Here is a 23,454-nt window from a genome sequence, read left to right on the forward strand (position 1 = left end):
CTAAGGAGGTGGTACTTGAATAGATTCACGCAAACCTTCATCCCGCGTCGCCAGTTTAAACACAACTCCGATCGCTTCAATGTGCTTTCCAGCGGCGGCGGAACGCAGAGTAACGCCATTATCTGCCTGATACATGCAGGAGCACTACCAAAGCCTGATGTGATCGTAATGTCAGATACCGAGCGCGAGGCAAGCAACGTATTTGCATATCAAGCCAAACATATCAAAACGCTGTGCGATGAGATTGGCGTTGAGTATCACATCGTTCCGAAAAGTCTTTACGCGACTTACGACATCGTCGGGCCTAACGAAGACGAACCACTGCCAGGATACTTCTCCACGCGGAACGGCCGTGACAAGGACGGTTGGTGCGCTGGCAGGAAGCCTGCGTTCTGTAGTGACAAGTGGAAGCGCGAGGTAATTCAGCGATTCCTCAATGAAAAGTACGGCGAAAAATATCTCACAAAGCGCGGTGTTGATATGTGGATGGGGATCAGCATCGAAGAAGCAGCGCGCCGCATGAAGGTCACTGATGGGAAATGGCGTCGCCGGTACCCGCTAATCGAAATGATGATGACAAAGCAGATGTGCATTCAGTGCGTGGAGGATTACGGCCTGCCAACGCCACCAGCTTCTCTTTGCTGGATGTGCCCAAACCGCGATGACGATCTGTGGTTGTTCATGAAAGAGAGCGTTCCTGAAGACTTCCAGCGAGCCTGCGACCATGAAAGGGAAATCCAGAAAACGTGGCCGTGGTTATGGCTGACAAAATATGGTGTCCCACTTGCTGAGGCACCACTAAAACCAAGCGGCGGCAAAGGCGCTCAGATGGATTTGGTGCAGTTCTGTGATTCGGGAATGTGTTTCGTATAGTGCTTCCAATGTGCGTATGCATAACAGTAGAATAGTCATCACAGATCACAGGTTAAGTTTAAAGTAATATTGTATAATCCCCACGGTTGTTATACTTAAAGACCTGTAATGGTTAACTGTGGTGGTGATAATATGTCAATAAATAATCTACATGATGAGCAAGAGTTATGGGCGATGGGTATCTTAAAGGATACAGGTGTTTTCACAAACTGTAGAATACATAAAGATGCAGTGTTAGAAGGTGGCAATGATATCGAAGCTGCCTATAAGTATGCAAACTCTATTTTTACTAAAAACCCAAACAATGTTCCTTTTGAAAACCGTATTGAAATGACTGATTCTATTAAATCAGTTTTTGAAGAATACTGTGGGTGTGATATTTGTCCATCATGTGAAAGTAACTTCTAATTATTTCTTTTACACACCTTATTTTTAACATCACCCGCTATATGCGGGTTTTTTTATTGTCTGGAGAATAGTTGATGAACCACCTAATGCTTGACATTGAAACGTTGGGTAAGAAGCCCAGCGCCCCTATCTTGACTATCGGCGCTGTGCTTTTTGATCCGCGCACCGGCGAGCTTGGCGAGCAGTTCTACACCGCCATAGACCTGCAAAGCGTCATGGCCGGTAAGGCGACACCTGACGCCGATACGATTATTTGGTGGATGAAGCAAAGCAGCGAAGCCCGCGCGGCTATCTGCGTTGACGGTGCGCCGTCGTTGCTGTCAGCGTTGTATGACCTGAATAAGTTTATCCGGGCCAATGTCGCCAATCCTCGTAACCTGCGCGTATGGGGGAACGGCGCTGTATTCGATAACGTGATCCTGCGTGAGTCTTACCAGCGTGAATGCGTTCCGTTGCCGTGGGAGTGGTACAACGACAGGGACGTGCGCACTATCGTTGAGCTTGGCCGCGAGGTTGGCTTTGATCCTAAGCGTGATATGCCGTTTGACGGCGAGCGCCACAATGCCTTAGCCGATGCTATCCACCAGGCGAAGTATGTTTCCGCAATTTATCAGCGCCTTTTTCCAGCAGCTGAATAACCCACCAGCTTTCCCGAGGTAACTATGCAAGATATCAACCTGATCCCTGAAAAGGAGGTCATGGCGAAGCTTGGCATTTCGTCACGATCGACCATGTACACCTACCAGAACAAACACTGTTTCCCTAAGCCGGTTCGCACTCACCCGAAAGCATATTTAGAGAGTGCGGTTAATCAGTGGATACTCAACGGCGGAATCAATCAGAAAGCTGCTTCTTAACATGCCAGAAAATCTTATCGGCATGTATCTCATACCCTTCCTTTTGCCCTTCTATCCAATCGTGCTTGTTGTAGACAGCCATCACCCCACCCAGCTCATGCCCCAGCATTCTTTCCGTAATGTGTGGGGCTATCCCTTCCTCTGAAAGGCGTGTCACCAACGTCCGCCGGAAATCGTGCGCACGCCAATACCCTATATCCAAACCTTCCCGAATGCGTTTTATGTAACGATTGGCCGCAGAGATCGTTAGAGGTTCCGTGATCAGATTCCCTGGGAAAAGAACCTTGTCATACGTCAGCATTGCCTTTTCCAGCAACGGCTCAATTTGCTTGAAGATCGGACGCCGGATTTCCTTTCCTGTTTTACTGTGCTCTTTTGGTACAGTCCAGATCATCTCCCTCAGATCAAACTCATGCCGTTCAGATAACCTCAACTCGGACAACCGCGCTCCCCAGAGCATGAGCATTTGGTGCAAAAGCTTATTTGAAGTTGACGCCCTGCTGCGCTCTATTGCGATCCAAATTTCTGCCAGTTCAAAGTAAGTAAGAATTCTATCCCCGGTTTCAGAACGGCTCCCTACGTCACGAGGCTCAACCTTCATTACTGAGCAATCGGGTATAAAATGCCGACGGATACACCACCCCATCGCCGAGCGCAACTGGACAAGTAGTTGACGCGCCCGCCTGCTGTTTTCCCTTTCCTCTTGAGTAAACAAATCAACCCATTGCTTAACGGTAATCTCTGCTACTGGACGCCCTTCAAAAGCATCACTTAAACGTTTAATGACAGTCGATTTATACAGCTCTCTACTGTTCTCACGAAGCGAGACATCAACGTAGTTTTCCTTCCAATAATTCAAACAGTCCTTCACCGTTGCCCTGTTGCCGATATCTCCGCTTTTATCAAAATATTGGCGCGGGTCTATCCCTCGGTCATAGAGGGTGCGCAGCTCTGATGTGATTGCACGAGCCTCTTTCAAAGCGACGGCAGGATACCTACCAATCCCTAATCGTTGGGCTTTACCATGCCACCGGTATCGATACTGAAAGTTGATTACCCCTTTGGGCGAAATGCGGGCGCTAAGCCCATCAGCATCGGATACTTCAGGACTTCCCGAATATGGTTTACCATGTAGTGAGCGCAGTTTTGTATCGCTGAGAGCCATAATAATTTTTTGTACGCAGTTGATTTAAGGTTATGTACCAAACCTGTACACAATAGCACATGGACGAAGGCAAACAAGTGAATACAGTCTTATGCAAGAATGGACAAACAAGGCAGTTAAAGCGCTAGAAAACACTTTTAAATCGGTACGTTAAACAACAGACGCGGACAAACCCAGACAGTGAAAGACAACGATAGACAGAACACCTTCTACATTCACGATTACGAGACCTTCGGCAAGAGCCCGTCGCTGGACCGCCCGGCGCAGTTCGCCGGCGTGCGCACCGATATGGATTTCAACATTATCGAAGAGCCGCTGGTCATCTACTGCGCCCCGGCCGACGATTACCTGCCGGAACCGGAGGCGGTGATGATCACCGGCATCACGCCGCAGGTGGCGCGCGCCAAAGGCGTTAACGAAGCCGAATTCACCCGCCAAATCCATCAGGCCTTCAGCGTGGCCGGCACCTGCATTCTCGGTTACAACAACATCCGCTTCGATGACGAAGTGAGCCGCAATATCTTCTATCGCAACTTCTACGATCCCTACGCCTACAGCTGGCAAAACGGCAACTCGCGCTGGGATCTGCTGGATGTGATGCGCGCCTGCTACGCTCTGCGCCCGGACGGCATCGTTTGGCCGGAAAACGAAGACGGTTTCCCCAGCTTCCGCCTGGAACACCTGACGCGTGCCAACGGCGTCGAGCACACGCAGGCTCACGACGCGATGTCGGACGTTTACGCCACCATCGCCATGGCCAAGCTGGTCAAGCAGGCGCAGCCGCGGCTGTTCGATTTCCTGTTGCAGCACCGCAATAAACACAAGCTGAACGCCCTGATCGACGTCGCCGACATGACGCCGCTGGTGCACGTCTCCGGCATGTTCGGCGCGGCGCGCGGCAATACCAGCTGGGTGTCGCCGCTGGCCTGGCACCCGGACAACAAGAATGCGGTGATCATGTGCGATCTGGCCGGCGACATGACGCCGCTGTTGACGTTGAGCGCCGAGCAGCTGCGTGAGCGGCTGTACACCCGCCGTGACGATCTGGCGCCGGATCAGGCGCCGGTGCCGATCAAGCTGGTGCACATCAACAAATGCCCGGTGCTGGCGCCGGCCAAAACCCTGCTGCCGGAGAACGCCGAGCGGCTGGGCATCGATCGTCAGGCGTGCCTGCAAAATCTGCAGCTGCTGAAACAGCATCCGGAAGTGCGCGAGAAAGTGGTCGCGCTGTTCGCCGAAGCCGAGCCGTTCAAAGGTTCCGAGGACGTCGACGCCCGCTTGTACGACGGTTTCTTCAGCGACGCCGACAAGGCGGCGATGAGGATTATCCAGCAGACCAAGCCGCAGAACCTGCCGGCGCTGGATCTGGCCTTCAGCGACGGCCGCATGAAAGAGCTGCTGTTCCGCTTCCGCGCGCGCAACTACCCGAATACGCTGGACGACGCCGAGCAGCGCCGCTGGCTGCAACATCGTCAGGAAGCCTTGAGCGCGGAGCGCGTGCAGAGCTATCTGCTGCAGCTCGAATCGCTGTATAACCTGCACGAAGGCGACAAAGAGAAAACCGCCCTGCTGAAAGCGCTGTTCGATTACGGCAAAGAGTTGGTGGGATAAAATCCGCCGCAGCAGAAAAGGAAAAGGCCGCGAAAGCGGCCTTTTTTGTGGCTGAGGAGACGGCTCGCGTTTAGGCGGCGTCTTCGCTCGCTTGCGGCACCGGCAGACGGAAGCTGCGGGTGACGAAGGCCAGGTAGATCAGGCCGATGGCAGCCCAAACCAGGCCCAGCGTCATCGAGCTGGCTTCCAGGTTGATCCACAGCGCGCCGACGGTCAGTGCGCCCATCACCGGCAGGATCAGGTAGTTGAACGTGTCCTTCACGGTGCGGTTCATCTTGTCGCGAATATAGAACTGCGAGATCACCGACAGGTTAACGAAGGTGAAGGCCACCAGCGCACCGAAGTTGATCAGCGCGGTCGCGGTCACCAGGTCAAACGACACCGCGGACAACGCGATGGCGCCTACCAGCAGCACGTTCAGCGCCGGGGTACGCCACTTCGGATGCACATAGCCGAAGAAGCGAGTCGGGAACACGCCGTCGCGGCCCATCACGTACATCAGACGCGAAACGCCCGCGTGCGCCGCCATGCCCGACGCCAATACCGTCACGCAGGAGAACACCAGGATCACCGACTGGAAGAACTTGCCCGCCACGTACAGCATGATTTCAGGCTGCGACGCGTCCGGATCCTTGAAGCGCGAAATGTCCGGGAAGTACAGCTGCACGAAGTAAGACACCACGATAAAGATGATGCCGCCGATCAGCGCCGTCAGGAAGATGGCTTTCGGGATCACTTTTTCCGCGTCTTTGGTCTCTTCGGACAGCGAGCTGATGCCGTCGAAGCCCAGGAACGAGAAGCACAGGATGGTCGCGCCGGTAATCATCGGCACCACGTGAGCGTTATCGGACCAGAACGGGCGGCTGCTGACCAGCGTACCGGCGCCTTCGCCGTGGTAAATGCCGTTGATCACCAGGCCGAGGAACACGATCATGATCGCCACCTGCACCACCACGATGATGGAGTTCAGGTTAGCCACCAGCTTGATGCCGCGCAGGTTGAAAATCGTCATCAAGCCGACCAGCACCGCCACGAAGATCCAGGACGGTACGCCCGGGAAGATCGCTTCCAGGTAAATCTTGGCCAGCAAAATGTTGATCATCGGCATGAACAGGTAGTCCAGCAACGATGACCAGCCCACCATAAAGCCGACGTGCGGGCTGATGGCTTTCTGGGCGTAGGTGTAGGCGGAACCGGCGGAAGGGAACTTCTTCACCAGCTTGCCGTAGCTCAGGGCGGTAAACAGGATCGCCAGCAGAGCGAAGGCGTACGCGGTCGCGACGTGACCATCGGTCAGGCCGGATACGATGCCGAAGGTATCGAAAATGGTCATTGGCTGCAGGTAAGCCAAGCCCATCATCACTACCGGAACTAAAGTCAGGGTTTTACGCAGCTGAGTGCGCTGAGCCGGAGCGGCGTTGATGGTGTTATCGGACATTGTTCAGCCCCCCCTTACCTTGAGCCTTGCGGATGGCGGACACGCCAAGACTTAAGGTTGCGGGGAAACTTCGCAACGAGCGACTTAATTCTAAAAGAAGGGGGTTGTAAGCTGGATAACGGGTCGAGGTAACCTCGGCTGCTCCATAGTCGCTGCGGCCACAGCGGAAACCGGCGGGCACCGGCGCTAAAGTGAAAAATTGCCCCATCTTTCTAATCCTCATGAGTCACGACCATAAAGTTTTGTTTGATCGTGCACGAAACTATTTATCTATCCGGATCGGTGTCCGGCCTCGCTTGGTGTATGAAACGCTACGTTGGTAAAACATAATGCAAAAAAAATAACCGACGCTTTCAAAACGTCGGCTATCTGCATTTGAGATATTTTGCACCAGAATGCCTCCGAATGACAAGATCCGGAAACCCTCAAATACAAATTCTTTTTGTCGATCGCACGGAAAACCAGCCCGGCAGGCGAATTAATCCGCTGCCGGCAGGCCAGTCGCCCGCACATACCTCTTACTTTATACGCCTATTCAGGCATTTTTCAACATCCAGTCGATCTCGGTTTCCGTCACTCGCCGTTCAAACTGCAGCAGTTCGTCGGTCTTGCAGGCGTGATAAACGCGGGTAAAACGCTCGCCGAGATAGTGCGTCAGCGCGTGCTGATGTTCAAACTCGTACAGCGCGTCGCTCTGGCGGATCGGCAGCGGCAGCCCCTCTTGCTCCAGCCCGTTACCGGTCACCGGCTCAGGCAGCGGCAGTAGGTTGTCCAGCCCGTACAGCATGCCGGCCAGGATCGCCGCCATCACCAGATACGGATTGGCGTCGGCGCCGGCCACGCGATACTCCACCCGATGGTTCTCCGGTTCGCCGCAGGGAATGCGCAGCGCCACGGTGCGGTTATTGTGGCCCCAGGCGGCCTGGATCGGCACATACATCCCCGGCTGGAAACGCCGATAGGCATTGACGTTCGGCGCCAACAGCGCCATCGACGCCGGCATCAGGGTGATCATCCCGGCCAGCGCCTGTTTCAAGAGCGGCGAATCCTCGCCTTCGCCGTCGGCGAACAGGTTGTTGCCCGCGCCATCCTGCATGCTGACGTGCACGTGCATGCCGCTGCCGGCGTAATCCTCATAGGGCTTGGCCATAAAGGTGGCGTGCATGCCGTGGTTCTCGGCCACCAGCCGCACCAGCCGCTTCAGCGCCAGCGCGTGGTCGCAGGCCTGCAAGATATCGTCGGTATGGCGCAGGTTGACCTCGAACTGCCCTGGCGAGGCCTCCGCCACCGCGCCGTCCGCCGGCAGCCCCTGCAGCTTCGCCAGCGCGTCGATATCGTTCAGCACCTCGGCGAAATGGTTCAGGTTATCGACGGAGTACACCTGGCTTTGGGTGTTGCGCTCCTGCGTGCCGGGCGCACACGGCGGTTGCAAATCGCCTTCCGCGTCGCGCTGCCGATCGATGAGATAAAACTCCAGCTCTACCGCTGCCACCGGGAACAAGCCGCGCTGTCGCAGCGCCTGCCACACGCGGTTCAGCACATTGCGGGGTTCAACGTCAAAGGGAGTACCATCTTCATCCAGCATGGTGAGCAGCACCTGGCCGATGTGCTGCGGATCGGCCGCCGACGGCGTCAGCGAACCGGGCACCGGCAGGCATACGCGATCCGGTTCGCCGAGTTCCTGCCCAAGGCCCGCCTCCTCCACCACGTTGCCGAGGATGTCCATAGCGAACACCGACGCGGGGAAGTAGCTGCCTTTTTCCAGTTTTTTCAACCCTGAGACGGGTATGCGTTTGCCGCGGAAGGAACCATTGAGATCGGTGAGAAGGATATCGATATACTGCGTGGCGGGATGGCGTTCCAAATAATGAGCGACCTCATTTTGGAACGCGCTACTTCGCCTCTCTTCATGATGCTGTGCAAAATGTTCAACTGCTGCGCTATTGGTTTGCATACGTCACCCGCCATTATGCTCTTAAGGCGCGTTGGCGCCCGTCCGCCGTTCGATTCAACACATGATTGGATTTCTCGCCAGGTCGCGCCGCTGCGGGCGCTCAAAATAACATCCACAACATGAAACATAGTCTTAACAGAATGGGTTTGCAAATGTTACAATCCTGTTTGATTATTCGCCACCGGCTGCTAAATTGATAAAATATTGACCGAAAAGGCCTTGCCGCCATTTTCACGTCAACTATTTTGTCCGCCGCGCCGACGGTGAGCATGGGCAATATATTTTCCAAACCTACCCTAACTACCGATATCATGCAGCATCGTTATCGACCAGGCAGGCGCCCGATACCGATCGTCATTTCAGCCTGTCGCCCTTACCAGAAGGAAGTACCGCTATGAGCGAAGCCAGCTTGGCACCGGGCAAACGCCTGTCGCAGATCCGCCAGCAATTGGGTTTGTCACAGCGCCGGGTCGCCGAACTGTCCGGGTTAACCCACAGTGCGATCAGCACCATCGAACAGGACAAAGTCAGCCCGGCCATCAGCACGCTGCAAAAGTTGCTTAAGGTGTATGGCCTGTCGCTGTCGGAATTCTTTGCCGAACCGGAGGCCGTCGACGAGCCGCGCGTGGTGATCGACGCCGAGGATCTGATTGAGATCGGCAGCCAGGGGGTGTCGATGAAGCTGGTGCACAACGGCAGCCCGACGCGCAACCTGGCGATGATGCTGGAAACCTACCAGCCCGGCACCACCACCGGCGAAAAGATCAAGCATCAGGGCGAAGAGATAGGCACCCTGCTGGAGGGCGAGATCGTGCTGACCATCAACGGCCAGAGTTACTGCCTGACCGCCGGTCAGAGCTACGCCATCAACACCGGCATTCCGCACAGCTTCAGCAATACGTCGGCGCGCATCTGCCGCATCGTCAGCGCACACACCCCCACCACCTTCTGACCGTTTATCGCTCCGGCGCAGCCTGACGCGGGTTGCGCCCCTGTCCGCCCACGCTTTCATCGCCGTTATGCCATTTTGTTGGTTGCCAACGGCGCAATCTGTGTTACAACAGAGCAAAACAGCCATCTAAACATCTAAACGGCCTCACTACGCAATGTCAACCGCAACGCCTTCGCGCCTCGAGATGCGCAATATCTCGATCGCCTTCGCCGGCTTCAACGCGCTGCAGGACGTGGACTTCACGCTGCACGGCGGCTCAATCCACGCGCTGGTCGGCGCCAACGGCGCGGGCAAGTCGACGCTAATGGCGATCCTCTCCGGCGCCCACGATCACTACCGCGGCGAGATCCTGATCGACGGCCGGGCAGTGGAAATTCATTCCCCGCTGCAGGCGCGCCGCCACGGCATCCACGTGGTACAGCAAGAGGTCGACGTCGCGCTGATCCCCACGCTGTCGGTGGCGGAAAACATCATGCTGGACTGGCTGAACGAACCGGGCCACTGGCTGAACTGGGCGGAACTGCACCGCCGCGCCGCACAGCTGCTGCAGCAATGGGCGCTGCCGCTCAACCCGCGCAGACGCCTGGCGGACTGCACGCTGGCGGAAAAACAGCAGGTGCTGCTGGCGCGCGCGCTGTCGCACCGCTGCCGTTTTCTGGTGCTCGATGAACCGACTGCGCCGCTCGATCGCGCCGAGAGCGAGCGCCTGTTCAACGTGGTGCGCCGCCTGCAATCCGAAGGCATCGGCATCGTATTCATTTCTCACCGCATCCACGAACTGAGCGACATTTGCGATCGGCTGACGGTGCTGCGCGACGGCCGCCGCGTCAGCGAAGACGCCATGCGCGGCCTCGGCGGCGAACAGATCGTCGAGAAAATGCTCGGCCACCGGCTGGACGACATTTTCCCGCCGCCGCGCCCGCCGCACGCGGAGCGTACGCTGCTGCAGGTGGAGGGCTTGCGCGATCGCCATAAGCTGCGCGACGTTTCGCTGCGGCTGCATGAAGGCGAGATCCTCGGCATCGCCGGTCTGGCCGGGGCCGGGAAAAGCGAGCTGTGCAAGGCATTGTTCGGCGCCGGTGCCGCGCAGCTGGAACGCGGCGAACTGCGCGGGCAGCCCTGGGCGCCGCATGCGCCGCATCTGTCGGTCGAACAGGGGCTGGCGCTGGTGCCGGAAGAACGCCGCAAAGAAGGCATTTTTATCGATGAGGCGATCCCGATGAACCTGAGCGTCAGCGCCGATGACAGCTTCTCGCGCTGGAGCCTGTTCAGCCGGCGGCAAGAGCTGCGCTGGGCGCGCGAGATCATGCAGCATCTGAACATTCGCGCCTCCGGCCCGCAACAGCGGCTGGCGCGCCTGTCCGGCGGCAATCAGCAAAAAGTGGCGATCGGCAAGTGGCTGCGCGGCGACGCCGACGTGCTGATCTTCGATGAGCCGACCAAGGGCGTGGACATCAAGGCCAAACAGGAACTGTTCAGCCTGATCGACGGCCTGGCCCGCGCCGGCAAAGGTGTGATTTACGCCTCCGGCGAGTTCGCCGAGCTGGTTGGCCTGTGCGATCGCATCTGCGTGCTGTGGGATGGCCGCATCGTGGCGGAGCTGAACGCCGCCGATACCGACGAAGAAACCTTATTGCTCTATTCCACCGGAGGAACCCCTGCGTGAGTAAAGAATTTGCCTTGCGGCCGGCGCTGCCCTGGCGCCAACAGCTGTTTGATTTCCTCTACAAGTGGGGCATGCTGCTGACCGTCGCGGCGCTGGTCGCCCTGTTTGGCCTGGCGTCGGACAACTTTCTCGATGCCAACAACATCATCAATATCCTGCGCTCGATCGCCATCGTGACGGTGATCGCCATCGGCGTCTCTATCTCGCTGTCGGTCGGCGGTTTCGATCTGTCGGTCGGCTCGACCGCCTCACTGGCCAACGCGCTGGTGATTTCACTGTTCGTCTGGCACGGGTTCGGCACCGCCGGCGCCATGGTGGTGACGCTGTTGCTGTGCACGCTGGTCGGCCTGTTCAACGCCCTGCTGATCGTGGTGTTCAGAATTCCCGATATGCTGGCGACGCTGGCCAGCCTGTTCGTGATCCAGGGCGTGGCGATGACCTACAGCTACGGCGGCTCCATCACCCAAAACATGGTGCTGCCGAATGGCGACATGGCGGAAGGCCTGATCCCGGAGGTGTTTTCCGTCCTCGGCCAGGTGCCGGTGATCGTGCTGATCATGCTGGCGGTCACCGTGGCGGTACAGCTGTTCCTGTCGTTCACCAAGCACGGCCGCCGCATGTACGCCATCGGCGGCAACCCCGAGGCGGCGCGCCTGTCGGGCATTCGCACCGTGCGTTACAAGGTTGCCGCTTACGTCATTTCTTCCTGGCTGGCGGCGCTTGGCGGCATCCTGCTGGCGTCACGTATCGGCTCTTCGCAGGTCAACGCCGGCGGCGGCTATCTGATGGATGCGGTGGCGGCGGCCTACATCGGCTTCTCGCTGGCCGGCTCCGGCAAACCCAATGCGCTCGGCACCCTGATCGGCGCGGTGATCCTCGGCGTGCTGCAAAACGGCCTGGTGATGCTGTCGGTGCCCTACTACGCCATGGACATTATCAAAGGCCTGGTGTTGGCGCTGGCGCTGGCCATCACCTATATCCAGAAACGCTGATCCTCCCCGGCGCACATCCGCTGCGCCGCTTTTCCCTTTAATTCATCCGGTTACTCTTTCCCGCCAGAATAACAAGCATACAAATGATATGAATTATCATTAGCGTTTACATTCAGTAAAAAATCCTTACAATGGCCTCACGCAACGCTGACGAAGCGACGGATTTCTCAGCGAACGATGAATTATTTCATTAGAAATTCAATTGGTTAATTACTTTCACTTCAATCCAGGAAAGGTTTACCTCATGGAAACGCCACGTTACAGCAAGCTCGCCGCTCTGGTGATCGCCTCACTCAGCGCCACCGCCGCACTGGCCGCGCCGCAGGACGACACCCAAGACACCATGGTCGTCACCGCCTCCGGCTTCCAGCAAAAAATTCAGGACTCCGCCGCTTCCATCTCAGTGATCCCGCGCCAGCAAATTGAAGATAAAGCCTATCGCGATGTGACCGATGCGCTGAAAGACGTGCCGGGCGTGGTCGTCACCGGCGGCGCCAGCAGCAGCGACATCAGCATCCGCGGCATGTCCTCCAAGTACACGCTGATTCTGGTGGACGGCAAGCGCGTCGACACCCGCGGCACCCGGCCGAACAGCGATAACGCCGGCATCGAACAGGGCTGGCTGCCGCCGATGGAAGCCATCGAACGTATCGAAGTGGTGCGCGGGCCGATGTCTTCGCTGTACGGTTCCGACGCCATGGGCGGCGTGATCAACGTCATCACCCGCAAGACTTCCCGCACCGAGTGGAAAGGCTCGCTGCACGGCGACGCCACCCTTCAGGAAAACCGCGATTCCGGCGATCTGTTCCAGACCAACGCCTACGCCTCCGGCCCACTGATTGAAGGCCTGCTCGGCGTGCGGGTCAACGGCCTGCTGTCGCGCCGCGCCGAAGATAAAATCGCCAACGGTTACAACGAACAGCGCATGCGCAGCGGCACCGCGGTGTTCACTCTGACGCCGGACGAGAAAAACGAATTCGACTTCGAAATCGGCCGCTCGCTGCAGGATCGCAACAGCACGCCGGGCAAATCGGTGGTGGCGGAGCGCTGCAGCAAAGGCAAGTGCAAACCTACCTCTCGCAGCGAAAATCTCTACACCCGCACCAACTACGCGCTGACCCACAACGGTTATTACGACTTCGGTAACTCCACCAGCTACGTTCAGCGGGAAGAGACCAATAACCCGGGCCGCAAGATGAAGATGTACAACACCATCTTCAACACCCAGAACCAGTTCGAGCTGGGTGCCCACATGCTGAACCTCGGCGGCCAATACCGCTATGAGAAACTGGGCGACAGCGGCAACCAGCTGAGCTCGGCGCAAGACGTCAACCAGCTGACGCGCTGGAGCTGGGCGCTGTTCGCCGAGGACGAATGGGCGCTGACCAACGACTTCAGCCTGACCAGCGGCATCCGTATGGATCGCGATCAGAACTTTGGCAGCCACTGGTCGCCGCGCATGTACGGCGTCTGGCACCTGACCGAACAGTGGACGATGAAAGGCGGCGTCTCCGCCGGCTATCGTTCGCCGGATCTGCGCCAATCCTCCGCCAGCTGGGGCCAGGTCACCGGCGGCGGCGTGCGTAACGGCATCATCGTCGGCAACCCGGATCTGCAGCCGGAGAAGAGCCTGAGCGAAGAGATCGGCCTGATGTGGGACAGCCTGGAAGGCGTCAATGCCGGGGTGACCGTCTTCAACACCGACTTCAAGAACAAGATCACCGAAGTGCGCCGCTGCGAAGACACGCCGGACTGTAAGATCGGCAATGACGTCTACGACTTTATCAGCGATCGCGTCAACGTCGACAAAGCCAATATGCGCGGCGTAGAGGCCACCTTCGGCTGGCAGATCAATAAAGACTGGAAGTGGAACGCCAACTACACCTACACCGCTTCCGAGCAGAAAAGCGGCGAGTTCCAGGGCAAGGCGCTGAACCAGATGCCTAAGCACATGATCAACACCGTGCTGGATTGGCAGGCTACGCAAGACCTCAGCCTGTGGTCGCGCGTTAACTTCCGCAGCCGCACCTCAGACTACCTGAGCCGCACGTCGATGGAGACCAGCACCCCGTCCTATACCTTCGTCGATGCGGGCCTGAGCTACCAGGCGGCGAAAAACCTGCAGCTGACCGGCGGGGTCTACAACATTCTCGACAAGACCGTGGATTACGATCACTACCGCACCACGCTGGACGGCCGCCGTTACACCGTCGGCATGACCTACAACTTCTGATGCCCCCGGGCGCGCGCTGCGCGCCCTTTTCATTCCATCACCGAGAGGAAGCTCCATGAGATTACGCCGCTCCCCCCTGATGATCGCCCTGCTGGCCGCGATGGCGCTGGCGGGTTGCCACAGCAAAACCGACGCGCCGGCGGCCTCGGCCACCGTCAACGTCCAGCACCTGAACGGCAGCACCGAGGTGAAGAAGCACCCGCAGCGCATCGTGGTGCTGGATTACGCCTCGCTGGAAACGCTGCAGCTGCTGGGCGTCGAGCCGCTGGCGCTGCCCGGCAACCGCAAGAACTTGCCGGATAACCTGAAGCGCTATCAGGATGACAAATACCTCAATGCCGGCACCCTATTCGAACCGGATATGGCCGTGCTGCGCGCCGCCAAACCGGATCTGATCCTGATCGCCGGCCGGGCGTCCAAAGCCTATGACGAGCTGAACACGCTGGCACCGACGTTGAACATGTCCGTCGATCAGCAGGATCAGTTGGGCAGCCTGAAACAGCGCACCCGCCAGTTGGGCGAGCTGTTCGATAAACCGCAACAGGCGCAGGCGGCGATCGATAAGCTGGATGCGCAGATCGCGGCGGTCAAACCGCAGGCCGCCCAGGCCGGACGCGGGCTGGTGGTGCTGTTCTCCGGCGGCAAGATCAGCGCTTACGCCCCCAAGAGCCGTTTCAGCTTCGTCTATGACGCTCTCGGCTTCTCGTCCGCGCTGCAGTCCGATGAAAAAGACGTGCGCGGCAATAAGCTGACGCCTGAGCAGGTCGCCAAACTGAACCCGGACTGGCTGTTCGTCATCGACAGAGATGCCGCGACCGGTCGGCCGAACGCGGTGGCGCCGCAGAAAATCCTCACCGGCACCGCGCTGAAGAAAACCACGGCGGTGAAAAAAGGCCAGGTGGTTTACCTGCCGGCGGCCGAGGTCTATCTGTCCGGCGGCATCGTCACCGCCCAGCACGTCGTCGAACGCGTGAGCGAAGCACTGAACCGCGCTGCGCGATAAAAAAAGCCCGGCGATGCCGTAATGCGTGTCAGTTAGCGTTTTTTTGAAGTACTCGTGACGCTTTCGGTCGATAAATGAGAGGTGCATCATGAGACTCCCGCACCTCGACCGAGCCAGGGGCCGAAGGCGCGGCCCCTGGCAACCCGCGCCTTTGCCCTGTCAGACGGTTGGCTTTGCCAACTTCCCTCCCTCCGCCATAGCGCATTGAGGCCGGTTGCGACAGGCGTCCCTGCCTGTCTCACCTGAAACCGCCGTCCATGGCGGTTTCGCCTAATGCGCTATGCCTGCGTTCGGCGTCTTCAAGGGCGCCCAACACCGCGCTCATCTCCAACTTCTCTACCACAACCTCATCAGCGGCAGATTTCCCAGTAGCTGCCAGCTCAGGTGTTGACCTTGAGCGCGCATCACTGGCTGCCGAGCAAGACGGCGTTGTCAGGGGCAACCGGCCAGGGAAGGCCGGTTGAGGCGAGACTAACAGGGACGTTTGTCGCAGCCGACCCGCCCGACAACGCAGACACGGCGAGGGTATCCGCGTAGCGGACAGACGGTGTTAAGCGAAGGCGCAGGTGGAGGGGCCGCGCCTTCGGCCCCTCCAATTGCCGTTCGCTACGGCATCAGAGAAATGAGAGATTTTTACGGCAATTCAGGCTGCACGAAACACACAAAGATGGGATAAAAAAATGCCAGTCAGGCTTAACTGACCGGCATTACCGGCGATGCCGGGCTTTTTCCTGGATTATATCGTCGGCTGGTTCACCAGACCGTCTATCAGCACCTGCGGCGTGCCCTGCGAGCAACGCTCGATGCGCCCGCGCACGCCATAGACCCGCGCCAGGCTCTGCGGCGTAATCACCTGATCCGGCGCGCCGTCGGCGATCAGATCGCCATCCTGCAGCATCAGCACGTGGTCGCCGTGACGCAGCGCAATGTTGATGTCATGCACCACCACCACCGTCACGATATCGCGCTTGCGGGTTTCGCGGCGCACCAAATCCATCACGTGGAACTGGTAGTTGAGATCGAGCGCGCTCAGCGGCTCATCCAGCAGCAGCAGCGACGGCTGACGGATCAGCGACTGCGCCAACCCCACCAGCTGTTTCTGGCCGCCGGACAGCTGATCGAGATAACTCAGCGCCAGGTGGGCGATGCCCAGCTGTTCCAGCAAAGCCATCACTTCCGCTTCGCTGCCGGCGTTGCTGCGGCCGCCCGAGGCGCGCTGCGCCACGATGATCGACTCCAGCACGTGCAGATGCACCCCGGCGGGCAGCGACTGCGGCAGGTACACCACTTTCTCCGCCCGACGGGCGAACGGCATCTGCATCAAATCGCCGTCGTCCAGCCACAGCTTGCCCTGCGCCGGGTTCAGCCCGGCCAGCGAGCGCAGCAATGTCGATTTGCCGCTGCCGTTCGGCCCCAGCAACACGGTGATTTGCCCGCGCGGCAGCATCGGCACCGAGAGATTGTCGATCACCTGGCGTTTCGGGTAACCCGCCGAGAAGTTTTCTATCCGTAAACCCTGGCTCATACGTTCCCCCGGTGGCGCAGAATAATGCTCAGGAAGAACGGCACCCCGACCAACGACGTCACGATCCCCACCGGGATGATTACCCCAGGCACCAGGTTTTTCGACGCCACCGAGGCCATCGACAGCACCAGCGCGCCAATCAGCGCACTGGCCGGCAGGTAGAAACGGTGATCTTCGCCGAAGATCATGCGGGCGATGTGCGGCGCCACCAGACCGATAAAGCCGATCGGCCCGACGAAAGCCACCGCCAGCGCCGAGAGCATGCTGATGCGCAGCAGCGTGGTCAAACGCAGCCGACGCACGTCGATGCCGAAGCTCACCGCCCGGTCTTCACCCAGACGCAGCGCGGTCAGTTTCCACGAGCTCATCATCGACAGCGGCAGCAGCACGGCGAACACCCCGAACAGAATGCCCAGTTTGTCCCACGAGGCGCGCGCCAGGCTGCCCATGGTCCAGAACACCAGCCCCTGCAGCGTATCCTCGCTGGCGATGAACTGCATCATCGAGACCAGCGCGTTGAAGGTAAACACCAGCGCGATGCCGAACAGCACCACGCCGGAGGTGGCGACCCGCGTCCAGCGCGTGATGCCGTCAAGCATCAGCGCGGCGAACAGCGCGAAGATAAAGGCGTTGGCGGAGATGAACCACTGATCGGGGATCCCCGGAATGCCGATGCCGAGCACGATCGCCAGCGCGGCGCCAAAGGCCGCGGCGGAAGACACCCCGAGGGTGAAGGGGCTGGCCAGCGGGTTATTCAGGATGGTCTGCATTTCCGCCCCGGCCAGGCCGAGCGCAAAGCCCACCACCACCGCCATCAACGCATAGGGCAAGCGGATGTCCCAGACGATCACCCGCGTGCCGGCATCGGCCGCGGCGGGATCAAGCAGCGTTTGCCATAAGGATGACAACGACAGGCCGGACGGCCCCATGGTGAAATCCAGCAGCAGCGAGCCCAGGATCGCCAATGCCAATACGCCCATCATCAACAGGCGATGGCGAAGAATATGCTGATAACGCCCCATCACGCCGGCGTCGGGCTGCCCCTTGGCTTCAGTCATGGGATCGGTGGATACGCTCATTAGTTAAGATACCTGTTGCAACCATCATGACAGCGGCGCGAAAGCGGCCGCCGTGAACCGAAAAGTGTGCGGCAGCAGCCTGCGCACAGCCGTTAACAATAAAACAAACGATAATACTTATCAATCATATCAATAGGTGAAAACGGCGTTGTCGAAATGTAATAATTTGTTTTTTATCGCCATTTTTCAAACCGCCACGCTTTCCCCCGCCAACGGCCAGTAGGTTAATTATTCTGAAAATTCTTCCTGATCCGACCAGACTCTGACAAATAACGGCAAAACCACATAGAATCCAAAATCACAGCACCGCGCGTGCAAAAAAACTTCAGGCCGCCGCAAGAGCGGCCTTATTGATTGACGAGGCTGTAATGAGAAGTCCATCTCCGGCGGTAACGCCCAAACGCCCGGCGCTGCTGAACTGGCTGTTATACAGCCCGCTGCACGCCGATGACGAGCCGTTTCAACGCCAGCTGCGTCTCACGCTGACGCCCTCTCCTCTCACGCCCTGGCTGAATGCCGCAGGGCCGGCCGCGCTGCTGGCGGGGTACGCCTGGCTGGTCCAGCGGCCGCTCGGCATCGGTTTGTTGCTGCTGCTGCTGTTGTTGACCGCCGGGCGAGCCTGGCTGGCGCGCCGGCGTCAACCGGCCTGGCCGAACGCCATGCTGGTGACGGTGCTGCTGTGGGCGCTGCTGGTCGGCGCCAGCGCCGCTCTGGCGATGCTCTCGGGCCGCTTCGTCTTAATGCTGTTCGCCGGCCTGACGATCACCGCCCTGGCCTGCTGGCTGATGCAACGCCACGCCGCCGTCCCGCGCTTCGCGCTGCTTGAGGTGATCGCGCTGACGCTGCCTTACCTGCTGGCGGCGCCGCTGTCGCGCGTGCAAAACCTGTTTGTCCTGGCGGACCTCGCGCCGCTGTGGCTGGTGCTGGCCCACGGCATGATCGCGCGCTACCACCGCCAGCTGGTGCAGCACGTCACGCTGGCGTGGGAGAAGCAGCAGGCGTCGCACCGCGATCGCCTGACCGGCTTTCTCAACCGCGCAGGCGGCGAGACGGTGATGCGCAGCATCTGCCGTCCCGGAACGGCGCAGCCGATCTCCCACCTGTTCATTCTTGAATTCGGCCCGCTGGCGGCGCTCTACCAAAGCCACGGCGTCCAGATCGGCGACGACGTGCTGCGCACCGTCGGCGAGCGCCTCAAGACGCTGATCCGCCCCAGCGACTATATCTGCCGCTATACCGGCGGCCAGTTTCTGATTCTGGTGCACGATCTGCCCTACGGCGCGGAAAGCGAGTTTCTGGCGCGCATTGTGCCGCCGCTGGAGGCGCCCTACGATTTTGGCGCGTTCGGCGAGGTGAACATGCAGCTTAACGCCGGCATTGTGGCGCTGACGCAGGATTACGCGACGGTAGAGAGTTTGATGAGCTCGGCGCAGCAGGCGCTGGCGGAAGCCAAAGGCGGGAAAAAGTAAAACAAAACGCGGCGGGAGCCCCCGCCGCGTGTCACTCACCGAAAATTACTTCACGTCCATCTTCGGGAATTCCATCTCGCTGTACTTCACGACACGGGTGCCTTGCGACAGCTTGTAACCAAACCAAATCAGCAGGAACAGCGGAATACCGATGTAGGTCGCGGTCACGCCGTACCAGTCGATCTTGTCTTGCAGGAAGGCCTGGTAGTTCTGCCCCAGGGTGATGATCAGACACAGCACGAAGGCGAAGATCGGCCCCAGCGGGAAGAAACCGGAACGGTACGGCAAATCGTTCAGATCGCGCCCCTGCAGCATGTAGCCGCGACGGAAACGGTAGTGGCTGATGGCGATGCCCAACCAGGCGATGAAACCGGTCATGCCCGAAGTGTTCAGCAGCCACAGGTAAACCGACTGGTTACCGAACATCGACGTCAGGAAGCACAGGCCGGCTACCACGCAGGTCGCGTACAGCGCGTTGCGCGGCACGCCGCCTTTCGACAGCTTGGCGAAGATGCGCGGCGCCTTGCCTTCCGAAGCCAGGGTGTACAGCATGCGGGTCGACGCATACATGCCCGAGTTACCGGCCGACAGCACCGCCGTCAGGATCACCGCGTTCATCACCGCCGCCGCCGACAGCAGGCCGGCATGTTGGAACACCAGCGTGAACGGGCTGACGCTGATGTCTTTCACGTCGTTGCGCAGCAGGCTCGGATCGGTGTACGGAATGATCAGGCTGATGATCAGAATGGCGAAGATATAGAACAGCAGGATACGCCAAAACACCTGACGCACCGCGCGCGGGATGTTTTTACCCGGGTTTTCCGATTCGCCGGCTGCGATGCCGATAAGTTCGGTGCCCTGGAACGAGAAGCCGACGATCATGGCCACGCCGATCATTGCCGAGAAGCCACCGGCAAACGGCGCGTCTCCTATTGTCCAGTTCTGCCAGCCGGCATGCTCGCCGCCCTTCAGAATGCCGACGATCATCATCACGCCGACGGCGATGAAGATAATCACGGTGCTGACCTTGATCAGCGCGAACCAGTATTCCGCCTCGCCGAACCCTTTCACCGAAATGTAGTTCAGCAGGAACATCAGGCCGAGGAACAGCGCGCTCCAGATCCAACCCGGGGTGTCCGGGAACCAGTAGCTCATCACCAACTGCGAGGCCACCAGGTCAACGGCGATGGTCACCGCCCAGTTGTACCAGTAGTTCCAGCCCAGCGCGAAGCCGAAGCCTTCTTCTACGTATTTGGCGCCGTAGGTGGAGAATGAACCGGAGACCGGCATAAAGGCCGCCAGTTCGCCCAGGCTGGTCATCAGGAAGTACACCATCAAACCGATCAGAGCGTAAGACAGCAGCGCCCCGCCGGGGCCTGCCTGAGAAACCGTGGCGCCCGAGGCGACGAAGAGGCCGGTGCCGATGGAGCCGCCGATGGCGATCATGGTCAAATGCCGGGCTTTCAATTCACGGCGCAATCCGGGTGCTTGCTGCCCCGATGTTTTTATATCCTGCTGAGCCATTCGTTCCCTATCTATCTGCTCTTCGAAAAATGAGGGCGGATTGTAACAAATACCCGCCGGTGAACTAGCAACATTGCACCGATATAAGATAGCTTCATAATTCAGAGGCAATTATTAGCTGCGGCCCTTATAGCCTTACTTACTCTCATTAATGTGAGCGCGCGCAGGTTTTTATGCTTTTTCCGGCCTGCGCGGCAGCAGAGGGCTTGACGTGCCGCCGGTTACAGCACGCAATAGCTGAGAAAACGTTGCAACGCGTTGGAGACGTGCTTTTGCCGATGGCGGATCAGGTACAGGGTGCGGCGCAGCGGCGGCAACGGCACCGGCAGTTCCACCAGCGCGCCGCTGGCCAGCTGTTCCGCCACCACCCGCCGCGACAGGCAGCTGATGCCGATGCCGTGCCGCACCGCATGCTTGATCGCCTCCGAGTTGCCCAGCTCCATCACCAGCTGGAAGTGCGGCAGATGCGCCAACAGCAGATGGTCCAACACCTCACGGGTGCCGGAACCGCGCTCGCGCAGGATCCACGGCGCATTGGCCAGCGCCTCCAGCGTCGGCGGTTGACGGGTCAGCGGGTTATCCGGCGCGGCGAACACCACCAGCTCGTCCTCCAGCCACGGCTGCGTCACCAGCTCCGGCATATGGCAAGGCCCTTCGATCAGCCCCAGATCGACGCGAAAATCCGCCACCGCCACGATTACGTCCTGGCTATTGCCGACGTTCAGCTCCAGCGGCGTGGCGGGAAAATCCCGGCGGTAGCGGGCGATCATCTCCGGCAGCATGTAGTTGCCGATGGTGCTGCTGGCGGCGATGCGCAACGCCCCGCCGTCATGGCGAAACAGCTGCTCTATCTCCCCCGCCTGTTCCAACAGCGCCAGCGCCTTGGGATACAGCAACCGGCCGTGCTCGTTGATCACCAGCCGTTTGCCGACGCGATCGAACAGCTGCACGCCCAGCTGCCCCTCCAGATCCGCCAGCGCCGCGCTGACCGCCGACTGCGACAGCGCCAGCACCACCGAGGCCTGCGTGGTCGAACCGCTTTTCAGCACTTCGGTAAAGACTTCCAGTTGACGCAACGTGATATGCATAGCTGTCCCGGTATTGAAAGAAGGTTCTGCCAGAGAACCCCAATATGGTGTGGTGGGCAGCCCGGCCAGGCTACCCTGTTTGCGGCCAGATCGGCGCGCTATTTGCCCAACGCGACCAGCTGCGCCGCCGCGGCCAGCACCGGCTCTCGCGGCGTGCCGGTTTCGTCCCGCAGTATCAATTGCAGCATCGCCGCGAGATGGTCGCGGTCGATCGCCTTGTTTTCTTCAATCAACCGCCGCACCGCGCGGCCCACTTCCTGATCTACCTGCTCTCTGCGTTGATCGTCGGTATCCATCACCTGCTCCTGTTAGTTGGAAAATTGACGGCGGCTCGCCGCTCCTCCACACCCTAGCCGCAATGCGGCGTTATGCCAATGGCTGACCCCATACCACTTATTCAGATAGGTTATAAATATATAATCAATTTCTCTTTTATTCAGCCCAAACGTACTCTTGACCGCAAGAAACAGACTGAAGGACTGACTTTATATGGCGACTGATACCACTCACACTTACCCCGAGCGACGCTTCCCGCTGTTCGGCCTGCCGCGGCTGGTGCCGGGGCTGGCGCTGACCGGCGCGCTCACCGCGCTGGCCGTCTGGGCCGGCGACATTCCCTGGGTGGCGGAGCTGGGGCTGGGGGCGCTGACGCTGGCGATCCTGCTCGGCATTCTGGTGGGCAACACGCTGTACCCCCGCTGGCAAACCGTTTGTCACAGCGGCGTACAGCTGGCCAAACAGCGCCTGCTGCGTCTGGGCATTATCCTTTACGGCTTCCGGCTGACCTTTCAGCAGATCGCCGACGTGGGCGCCAGCGGCATCATCATCGATGCGCTGACCCTGATCACCACTTTCCTGCTGGCCTGCTGGCTCGGCAAGAAAGTGTTCGGCATCGACAGCCAAACCGCGATACTGATCGGCGCCGGCAGCAGCATTTGCGGCGCGGCGGCGGTGATGGCCACCGAGCCGGTGCTGAAGGCCGACTCCAGCAAAGTGGCGGTCGCGGTCTCGACCGTGGTGGTGTTCGGCACCCTGGCGATCTTCGCCTATCCGTGGCTGTATCAGTTGAATGAACACTTCCAGTGGCTGCCGTTCAGCCAGGAAACCTTCGGCATCTACGCCGGCTCCACCATCCACGAAGTGGCTCAGGTGGTCGCCGCCGGGCACGCCATCGGGCCTGACGCCGAAAATGCGGCGGTGATCGCCAAGATGATCCGCGTGATGATGCTGGCGCCGTTCCTGCTGCTGCTGTCGGGCTACATCAGCCGAGGCAGCGCAGGCAAGGCGGAAAAATCCGCCATCACCATTCCGTGGTTCGCCGTGCTGTTTATCGCCGTCGCCGGGCTGAACTCCTTCAACCTGCTGCCGGCCACGCTGGTGCGGCACCTGATCACCGCCGACACCTGGATGCTGGCGATGGCGATGGCGGCGCTGGGGCTGACTACCCACATCAGCGCCGTGCGCCAGGCCGGGATGAAACCGATTCTGCTGGCAACGCTGCTGTTCGTCTGGCTGCTGGTCGGCGGCGGCGCGATAAACCAACTGGTGCAACACCTGCTGTAATCTCCCTCGGCGGCCCGCTTCGGCGGGCCGCCGCTTTTCGCCATTCAATCCGCC

20 protein-coding genes are annotated in these 23,454 nt (G+C 59.3%); 12 read left to right on the plus strand and 8 right to left on the minus strand.

The window, feature by feature from the left end:
• The first annotated feature begins 15 nt into the window (after positions 1-15).
• The 4 genes from HWW83_RS06310 to HWW83_RS06325 all read left to right on the plus strand — a co-directional run bounded on the left by HWW83_RS06310 (position 16) and on the right by HWW83_RS06325 (position 2,138).
• Positions 16-873 (plus strand): hypothetical protein, encoded by an 858-nt coding sequence (locus tag HWW83_RS06310; RefSeq protein WP_176589118.1) that lies wholly within the window; start codon positions 16-18, stop codon positions 871-873.
• Positions 874-1,005: 132 nt separating this feature from the next.
• Positions 1,006-1,281, plus strand: a complete 276-nt coding sequence (locus HWW83_RS06315) for an Ea8.5 family phage-derived protein (protein WP_176589119.1) — start codon at positions 1,006-1,008, stop codon at positions 1,279-1,281.
• 74 nt (positions 1,282-1,355) lie between these two features.
• Positions 1,356-1,919, plus strand: a complete 564-nt coding sequence (locus HWW83_RS06320) for a 3'-5' exonuclease (protein WP_176589120.1) — start codon at positions 1,356-1,358, stop codon at positions 1,917-1,919.
• A 24-nt stretch (positions 1,920-1,943) separates the two neighbouring features.
• Entirely contained in the window at positions 1,944-2,138 is a 195-nt protein-coding gene (locus tag HWW83_RS06325; protein WP_072008405.1) for a helix-turn-helix transcriptional regulator, read from the plus strand.
• On the opposite strand, the gene HWW83_RS06330 is transcribed toward HWW83_RS06325, so the two are convergent.
• On the minus strand, positions 2,116-3,303 hold the full coding sequence (locus HWW83_RS06330) for a tyrosine-type recombinase/integrase (RefSeq protein ID WP_176589121.1): 1,188 nt from the start codon (positions 3,301-3,303) through the stop codon (positions 2,116-2,118). The two genes, HWW83_RS06325 and HWW83_RS06330, sit on opposite strands and share 23 nt — an antisense overlap.
• Positions 3,304-3,483: 180 nt before the next feature.
• On the opposite strand from HWW83_RS06330, the gene sbcB reads away from it, so the two are divergent.
• Positions 3,484-4,914 carry an exodeoxyribonuclease I gene (gene sbcB, locus HWW83_RS06335; protein WP_046687509.1) on the plus strand — a complete coding sequence of 477 codons (1,431 nt, stop codon included), beginning with the start codon at positions 3,484-3,486 and terminating at the stop codon, positions 4,912-4,914.
• A 70-nt stretch (positions 4,915-4,984) separates the two neighbouring features.
• Here the strand turns inward: sbcB and HWW83_RS06340 are convergent, their stop codons facing one another.
• Both HWW83_RS06340 and HWW83_RS06345 read right to left on the minus strand, forming a co-directional pair.
• Positions 4,985-6,352: an APC family permease gene (locus tag HWW83_RS06340; RefSeq protein WP_025303526.1), complete on the minus strand. Its 1,368-nt coding sequence runs from the start codon at positions 6,350-6,352 to the stop codon at positions 4,985-4,987.
• Positions 6,353-6,887: 535 nt separating this feature from the next.
• Positions 6,888-8,306, minus strand: a complete 1,419-nt coding sequence (locus HWW83_RS06345) for a glutamine synthetase family protein (protein WP_033643789.1) — start codon at positions 8,304-8,306, stop codon at positions 6,888-6,890.
• Positions 8,307-8,700: 394 nt separating this feature from the next.
• On the opposite strand from HWW83_RS06345, the gene puuR reads away from it, so the two are divergent.
• The 5 genes from puuR to HWW83_RS06370 all read left to right on the plus strand — a co-directional run bounded on the left by puuR (position 8,701) and on the right by HWW83_RS06370 (position 15,152).
• Complete coding sequence (puuR, locus tag HWW83_RS06350) at positions 8,701-9,258, plus strand: HTH-type transcriptional regulator PuuR (protein WP_016927000.1); 558 nt, start codon at positions 8,701-8,703, stop codon at positions 9,256-9,258.
• Positions 9,259-9,412: 154 nt separating this feature from the next.
• The gene (locus tag HWW83_RS06355) at positions 9,413-10,924 is read left to right on the plus strand and encodes a sugar ABC transporter ATP-binding protein (RefSeq protein ID WP_176589122.1); all 1,512 of its coding nucleotides are present in this window, start codon (positions 9,413-9,415) and stop codon (positions 10,922-10,924) included.
• Positions 10,921-11,916 (plus strand): ABC transporter permease, encoded by a 996-nt coding sequence (locus HWW83_RS06360; RefSeq protein WP_176589123.1) that lies wholly within the window; start codon positions 10,921-10,923, stop codon positions 11,914-11,916. The genes HWW83_RS06355 and HWW83_RS06360 overlap by 4 nt, the downstream gene beginning before the upstream one ends.
• Before the next feature lie 244 nt (positions 11,917-12,160).
• Positions 12,161-14,149 carry a ligand-gated channel protein gene (locus HWW83_RS06365; RefSeq protein ID WP_046687513.1) on the plus strand — a complete coding sequence of 663 codons (1,989 nt, stop codon included), beginning with the start codon at positions 12,161-12,163 and terminating at the stop codon, positions 14,147-14,149.
• Between the two features lie 55 nt (positions 14,150-14,204).
• The gene (locus tag HWW83_RS06370) at positions 14,205-15,152 is read left to right on the plus strand and encodes a siderophore ABC transporter substrate-binding protein (protein WP_033643794.1); all 948 of its coding nucleotides are present in this window, start codon (positions 14,205-14,207) and stop codon (positions 15,150-15,152) included.
• Between the two features lie 736 nt (positions 15,153-15,888).
• Here HWW83_RS06370 and HWW83_RS06375 read toward each other — a convergent pair.
• Both HWW83_RS06375 and HWW83_RS06380 read right to left on the minus strand, forming a co-directional pair.
• On the minus strand, positions 15,889-16,677 hold the full coding sequence (locus tag HWW83_RS06375; RefSeq protein WP_033643795.1) for an ABC transporter ATP-binding protein: 789 nt from the start codon (positions 16,675-16,677) through the stop codon (positions 15,889-15,891).
• A complete protein-coding gene (locus tag HWW83_RS06380; RefSeq protein ID WP_033643796.1) occupies positions 16,674-17,756 on the minus strand; it encodes a FecCD family ABC transporter permease in 1,083 nt (360 codons plus the stop codon). Before HWW83_RS06380 ends, HWW83_RS06375 begins: the two co-directional genes overlap by 4 nt.
• 368 nt (positions 17,757-18,124) lie before the next feature.
• On the opposite strand from HWW83_RS06380, the gene HWW83_RS06385 reads away from it, so the two are divergent.
• Entirely contained in the window at positions 18,125-19,225 is a 1,101-nt protein-coding gene (locus HWW83_RS06385) for a GGDEF domain-containing protein (RefSeq protein WP_060660453.1), read from the plus strand.
• 45 nt (positions 19,226-19,270) lie between these two features.
• On the opposite strand, the gene HWW83_RS06390 is transcribed toward HWW83_RS06385, so the two are convergent.
• The 3 genes from HWW83_RS06390 to HWW83_RS06400 form a co-directional block, all read right to left on the minus strand.
• Complete coding sequence (locus HWW83_RS06390; protein ID WP_033643798.1) at positions 19,271-20,749, minus strand: amino acid permease; 1,479 nt, start codon at positions 20,747-20,749, stop codon at positions 19,271-19,273.
• A gap of 221 nt (positions 20,750-20,970) precedes the next feature.
• Complete coding sequence (gene yieE, locus HWW83_RS06395) at positions 20,971-21,837, minus strand: DNA-binding transcriptional regulator YeiE (protein WP_021505917.1); 867 nt, start codon at positions 21,835-21,837, stop codon at positions 20,971-20,973.
• 98 nt (positions 21,838-21,935) lie between these two features.
• Complete coding sequence (locus HWW83_RS06400) at positions 21,936-22,133, minus strand: hypothetical protein (RefSeq protein WP_033643799.1); 198 nt, start codon at positions 22,131-22,133, stop codon at positions 21,936-21,938.
• A gap of 193 nt (positions 22,134-22,326) precedes the next feature.
• On the opposite strand from HWW83_RS06400, the gene HWW83_RS06405 reads away from it, so the two are divergent.
• The gene (locus HWW83_RS06405) at positions 22,327-23,400 is read left to right on the plus strand and encodes a YeiH family putative sulfate export transporter (protein ID WP_033652542.1); all 1,074 of its coding nucleotides are present in this window, start codon (positions 22,327-22,329) and stop codon (positions 23,398-23,400) included.
• The last annotated feature ends 54 nt before the right edge of the window (positions 23,401-23,454 follow it).

Origin of the sequence: Serratia ureilytica (assembly GCF_013375155.1) — a bacterium.
Lineage (GTDB): Bacteria > Pseudomonadota > Gammaproteobacteria > Enterobacterales > Enterobacteriaceae > Serratia > Serratia ureilytica.